Consider the following 224-nt stretch of genomic DNA (forward strand, 5'->3'; position numbering starts at 1 on the left):
GTTTTTATCCAGCGGGCAAACTAAGCCCTGTGCAAATATCTGGCTCATGCCCGGTCTCCTTGATCATTCACAGCTGCAATATTGACAAACTTACCGGCAATGGCTGCCGCCGCGGCCATCGCCGGGCTAACCAAGTGCGTACGGGCGCCACGGCCCTGACGGCCTTCAAAGTTACGGTTTGACGTTGAAGCGCAGCGCTGGCCGGCTTCGACTCTGTCGTCATT

The 224-nt window shown here is 57.1% G+C and carries 1 protein-coding gene; it reads right to left on the reverse strand.

Annotated features, from left to right (window positions below; all coding sequences use genetic code 11):
- Positions 1–44: 44 nt before the first annotated feature.
- Positions 45–224 (reverse strand): aconitase family protein (locus GFJ99_RS13375; protein ID WP_238990968.1); only part of this gene is annotated, 180 nt, incomplete at its 5' end.

Source organism: Flavobacterium sp. LMO6, from assembly GCF_009495795.1.
In the GTDB taxonomy this organism is placed as follows: Bacteria; Bacteroidota; Bacteroidia; order Flavobacteriales; family Flavobacteriaceae; genus Flavobacterium.